This window comes from Pseudomonas sp. P5_A2_2 (assembly GCF_054177685.1).
The window spans coordinates 1-5,819 of the sequence record NZ_JBGCUL010000250.1 but is presented as its reverse complement, the minus strand read 5'-3'; the positions used below and the strand labels follow the sequence as shown (position 1 = coordinate 5,819).

The following is a 5,819-nucleotide window of genomic DNA, read 5'->3' as shown; positions in this document are numbered from 1 at the left end:
GTTCTATCTCAAACTCTCAAGGCGTCGCCTGCGACGCCGGATCTTCTTACTGTGAATTGACACAATCACAATACGAAGCCAAGATGGCATCTCAGAGTTTCAGGAAGGGCTCCGATGGAGCAGCGGGAGACCGACGACCAACACCCGGTCGTGACGAGGAGGAAATCACCGAGATCGTCGGAGGTTGCAACACGCCCTGAGGACCAGTCCGTCGCCAAAGCGAACGAGGCGATCGCAATCCGCCCCAAGCGCGGCAAGCTAACACTGCTTTCCAGGCGCATCTACAACGTTTTCCTGTATCACGCACAACAGCAGGGCGTTGAGAAGCCCAGCTACTCGATCTTGTTGTCGGAGCTCATCGACGACGCGCGTTTTTCGTCAAACAACACCGAGCTCTTGAAGTCGCACATCCGCGACATGCAGGCCACCACCATCGAATGGCACACCAGCGGCGGTCAAGCGCGCCAGTGGACCTCGACCCAACTTCTCGGCCCCGTCGTCATCGATGAGCCTGGCAGAGGCCAAGCCTGCACGATTACGTGGACCTATCCCGAGCCAATCCGCGACCGCCTGGTCAAGCCGGCGCAGTACACCCGGGTGCTCCTCGAGATCAGTTCGCAGATGCGGAGTTATGCGGCCTCGGTGCTCTACGAGCTGGGTGCCAGGTACCTCACATCACCCGGCCGCCTGACCATGCGTGAGGATGTGATCTGGTGGGCCTCGGTCTTGACTGGCCGAAGTGACATCACCAGTGTCGACTACCGCATCCTGCACCGCGACACCATCAAGAAGGCCCTCGCCGAACTGGACACGCTGTGCGAAGACTTCCGTCTGGAGGTCGTTGAACACAAACGTGGCCGCAAGGTTGAGGAGTTGCAATTTCGAGTGCTGCCAAAGCCGCAGGCAACCCTGGCGGGCCTACGGGACTCGGCCAAGAACGTCTTCGATCTTGAGCTGGTCGAGCGGGTCATATCCATCGGCTTCAAGCGCGGTGATGCCCAAGACTTGTACGCGGTGACAGACGAGGGTGCGCTCCGCGCCGCTGTGGAACACGTCGAGCAGCGCATGAAAAACACCGCGCTGCCACCGCTGAACTCACCCGCAGCGTACTTGCGCGACGCTTTGAAGAAGCAATACGCCGGCGAAGGGGAGGGCGGTAAGCCGCCTGCGGACAGTGCCGCTCCGCGGCCGAGCATCGACGAGCGCCTTCAGCGCCTTCGAGAGGAGTGGCAGCATCACAAGTCAAGCCAGGCGAAGTCGCTGTTTGAAGAGATGCTTGAGGCGGAGAAGGCCAGTCACATTGCGCGATTCGAGGACGAGCGCGTGAGCGAGCTGGCATCGCCCATCGCCAAGGCTTGGCGCCGAGACGGCGTGAAGAGCCGCATTGCAGCCAGCTCGTTCTTCCGATGGCTGGCGGCGTCGATGTGGCCGGGCGAGGTTACCGACAAGCAGCTGCTTGAATTCGCAATGGACCGCGAGCCTTGACGCGGTGCACCCACTGATCCCCACGCATCAGAACAAGAAAGTAGACCTGCATTGGACCAAGCAACACACAAGAGAATCGTTTCCTTCACCTGGGGCATTGCTGACGCCGTCTTGCGCGACCTCTTCGGGCGCGGCAAGTACCCGGACGTGACCCTGCCGATGTGCGTGCTGCGGCACAGGCAGATCAGCGCCGACATGAAGGCCGAAGGCCTGCTGGTGGGAGGGACACCGGCGTGAGCACCCGCAAGGCCACATCAAAAGCAAAGTCATCCACTGGCCACGTCGTTGTCCGACCAGACGCCGCCGAGGCTGTTGAGACCGCGTTCGCCGAAGTGGTCGGCCTCATAGAGCAGGCCCGCCAGCGGGCCTACCAGGCGGTCGATAAGGAACTCGTCGGTTTGTACTGGCGCATCGGCCAGTACATCAGCGCCAAGCTGGCTGCCGCTGTCTGGGGCGAAGGCGTGGTGGACCGCTTAGCGCAGCACCTCGCGCGCACGATGCCCGGGCAGCGCGGCTTCACCCGCAGAAACCTGTTCCGGATGCGGCAGTTTTACGAGACCTACAGCGCCGACAAGAAGGTGACAGCGCTGCTGACACAACTGCCGTGGACGCACAACCTGATCATCCTGACCCAGTCCAAGCACCCCGAAGAGCGAGAGTTCTATCTGCGCATGGCGGTGCAGGAGAACTGGAAAAGCCGCGAGCTGGAGCGTCAGTACAGCCTGGGCACCTTCGAACGCGCGGTGCTGAGTCCGACAAAAGTGTCGGCAGCGCTGACACAAATGCATGGCGACGCCGCCGCGGGCGTCTTCAAAGACGCTTACTCGGTCGAGTTCCTGAACCTGCCAACCGACCATACCGAGGCCGATCTGCACCGCGGCCTGCTGGGCCAGCTCCGCGCCTTTCTCATCGAACTGGGCCGAGACTTCTGTTTCGTCGGCTCGGAGTTCCCGGTGCAGGTGGGTGGTCGCGATTTTGCGCTCGACCTGCTTTTCTTCCACCGGGGCCTGAACTGCCTGGTGGCCATCGAGCTGAAGGTGGCTCGGTTCGAGCCTGAGCACCTGGGCAAGCTGAACTTCTATCTCGAAGCGCTGGACCGCGACGTGCGCAAGCCGCACGAGAACCCGGCCATCGGCGTGCTGCTGTGCGCGTCCAAGGACAGCGAGGTGGTGGAGTACGCGCTGAGCCGCACCCTGTCGCCGGCATTGGTGGCGCAGTACCAGACCCAGCTGCCTGACAAGCAGATGCTGGCAGCCAAACTGCATGAGTTCTATGCCTTGAACGCGCCAGCGGAGGGGGAGGCTGTGCCGGTGGCAGCTGTGCCAGCGCGCCGGAAGAAGGGCAGCCCGGCGTGATCGCTGACCTCACGCCGTAGTCGACCTACGCGGCAAACGCGGACACGACAGAAGCGTAGTCTTGGCACCACGTCGCCGCCCCTCGTTGCTTTGATCGGCGGCCCCGCAGCCCCGGGGACCACTTGATGCGGAACCACGAAGTTCCGGTCTGTGGCTAACCCACTTGCAGGTGCGCGTGCTCCACAATACGGGAGAGGCATAGTCCAATCATTGGGGGTAAGTGCAATGCGGATTTGTTCGTCGGTGCCAACGCACAACGACGCTAGAAGCGCATGAGCACCGCCTTCTTCGACCACCCCATCCTCAACTCCCCATATGAGTACCCAGCGCGCCACTGGGAGCTGGATGCCGCAGGCCAGCCGACGCAGAAGGTCGCCGAGTCGCGGCGCCGCGCTGACTTCGTCACCCCGATTCCAAAGCCCAAGAAGCAGAAGGGCGCTGCTGCCCAGCAGCAAGGGCTGGAATTCGACGAGCACAGCAGCGCGCAGCAGCAGTACAGCCATGCGGGCATCATCAACGGCGTGCGCGCCGAGGTCGACAAGTGGCGCACTCTGCCCGACCCCAACACCTGGGGAGTGACCCCCGAGACGGCTCGCCTGCTGCAACACTGGCGGCACCACGCCTTCAGTGACGTTCGGCCGTTTTTCTGCCAGGTGGAGGCAGTCGAAACCGCCGTCTGGCTCACCGAGGTCGCGCCGCAGCTTGGTAAGCGCGCCGAGCAGTTTCTAGAACACCTGAGCAACGCCAGCAATGAGGCGAACCCAGACCTGACGCGCCTCGCTCTAAAGCTAGCCACTGGCGCGGGGAAGACGACGGTGATGGCTATGCTCATCGCCTGGCAGACCGTCAATGCCGTGCGCAGACCCACCAGCCGCAAGTTCACACGCGGCTTCCTCATCGTGACCCCGGGCATCACGATCAAGGACCGGCTGCAGGTACTTCAACCCAGCGATCCCTATAGCTACTACCGCAGCCGTGAGCTGGTGCCGGCCGACATGCTGGAAGACCTGGGCCGCGCCAAGATCGTCATTACCAACTATCACGCCTTCAAGCTGCGGGAGCGCATGGAGCTTTCCAAGGGTGGCCGTCAGCTGCTGAAGGGTCGCACGGGCGATTTGCCGCAGACGCTGGAAACCGAAGGCCAGATGCTGCAGCGCGTGTGTCCAGAGCTGATGGGCCTGCAGCACGTGATGGCTATCAACGACGAGGCCCACCACTGCTACCGCGAGAAGCCCACGGCGCCCGACGAGGCCTTGAGCACTGAAGATAAGCAGGAAGCTGAAGCCAACAACGAAGCCGCGCGCTTGTGGATCAGTGGCCTGGAGGCAGCGGCGCGAAAAATCGGCATCTCGCGCGTGATGGACCTGTCGGCCACGCCCTTCTTTCTGCGCGGCTCAGGCTACGTGGAAGGCACGCTGTTCCCGTGGACGATGTCTGACTTCTCGCTGATGGACGCCATCGAATGCGGCATTGTGAAGCTGCCGCGCGTGCCCATCGCCGACAACATCCCCGGCACCGAGATGCCGCTGTACCGCAACCTCTGGGAGCACATCGGCAAGGACATGCCCAAAAAGGGCCGCGGAAAGGCCACCGGGCTGGATCCGCTGAAGCTGCCCACGCCGCTGCTGACCGCGCTGGAAGCGCTGTACGGCCACTACAAGCAAACGTATGAACTTTGGAAGCAGGCCGGTATTGCCGTACCACCGTGCTTCATCGTCGTCTGCAACAACACCGCCACCTCGAAACTGGTGTACGACTATGTCTCGGGCTTTGACCGCACCAGCGACGATGGCACCAGCAAGCTGGAGTACGGCCGGCTGGAGCTGTTCCGAAACCACGACGAGCACGGCAACTGGCTGGCGCGCCCGCGCACCCTACTGATCGACAGCGAGCAGCTCGAATCCGGCGAGGCGCTGGATGACAACTTCCGCGCTGTGGCGGGCCCCGAGATCGAGCGCTTCAAGCGCGAAATGGTTGAACGCAGCGGCAACCCTCAGGCCGCCGAGAGCATCAGCGACCAGGAACTGCTGCGCGAGGTGATGAACACCGTCGGCAAGACCGGCCGCCTGGGCGAATCGATCCGCTGCGTCGTGTCGGTGAGCATGCTCACCGAAGGCTGGGATACCAACACAGTGACCCATGTGCTGGGTGTACGCGCCTTCGGCACCCAGTTGTTATGCGAGCAGGTGATCGGCCGCGCGCTGCGCCGGCAGAGCTACGAGCTGAACAGCGAGGGGCTCTTCAACGTCGAGTACGCCGACGTGCTGGGCATCCCGTTCGATTTCAATGCAGAGCCGGTGATCGCTCCGCCGCAGAAGCCGCGCGAGACCGTGCGCGTCCACGCCGTGCGCCCAGAGCGTGACGCACTGGAGATCCGATTCCCGCGGGTGCAAGGCTACCGCGTCGAGTTGCCGGAAGATCGCGTGAGCGCCACATTTGACGAAGACTCCACCCTGGTCCTTACGCCCGACCTGGTTGGAGCCACGCAGACATTGCAGAGCGGCATCATCGGCGAGCAGGTGAACCTGACGCTGGCACATACGGCCGACGTGCGTCAGTCGCAGGTGATCTACGAGCTGACCTCCTACCTTGTGATGAACAAGTGGCGAGAGCCCGGCGAAGCGCCCAAGCTGCACCTATTCGGCCAGCTCAAACGCGCTGTCAAGCAATGGTTGGACGAGGGTCATCTAGTCTGCAAGGGCGGCACCTACCCGGCCCAGCTGATGTACAAGGCCCTGGCCGACCTGGCCTGCGAGCGCATCACTGCCGGCATCGTGCGTGCGGAGTTGGCCAATGCCCGGCCCGTGCAGGCGGTGCTGGACCCGTACAACCCGRTGGGCAGCACGCGACACCTGTCGTTCACCACCACACGCACCACGCGCTGGGAAACGGCGGCGGACCGATGCCACGTGAACTGGGTCGTGCTGGACAGCGACTGGGAAGCCGAGTTCTGCCGCGTGGCCGAACGCCACCCCCGGG

4 protein-coding genes are annotated in these 5,819 nt (G+C 63.1%); all 4 read left to right on the top strand.

Annotated elements, in window-relative coordinates:
* Positions 1–114 precede the first annotated feature (114 nt).
* On the top strand, positions 115–1,485 hold the full coding sequence (locus ACXRVY_RS15380) for a RepB family plasmid replication initiator protein (RefSeq protein WP_458237692.1): 1,371 nt from the start codon (positions 115–117) through the stop codon (positions 1,483–1,485).
* 51 nt (positions 1,486–1,536) lie between these two features.
* Positions 1,537–1,722 (top strand): hypothetical protein, encoded by a 186-nt coding sequence (locus tag ACXRVY_RS15375; RefSeq protein ID WP_458237691.1) that lies wholly within the window; start codon positions 1,537–1,539, stop codon positions 1,720–1,722.
* A 95-nt stretch (positions 1,723–1,817) separates the two neighbouring features.
* Entirely contained in the window at positions 1,818–2,840 is a 1,023-nt protein-coding gene (locus ACXRVY_RS15370; protein WP_458237693.1) for a PDDEXK nuclease domain-containing protein, read from the top strand.
* Positions 2,841–3,112: 272 nt separating this feature from the next.
* Positions 3,113–5,819: BPTD_3080 family restriction endonuclease (locus ACXRVY_RS15365; protein WP_458237690.1), on the top strand; the 2,707-nt coding region annotated here is incomplete at its 3' end.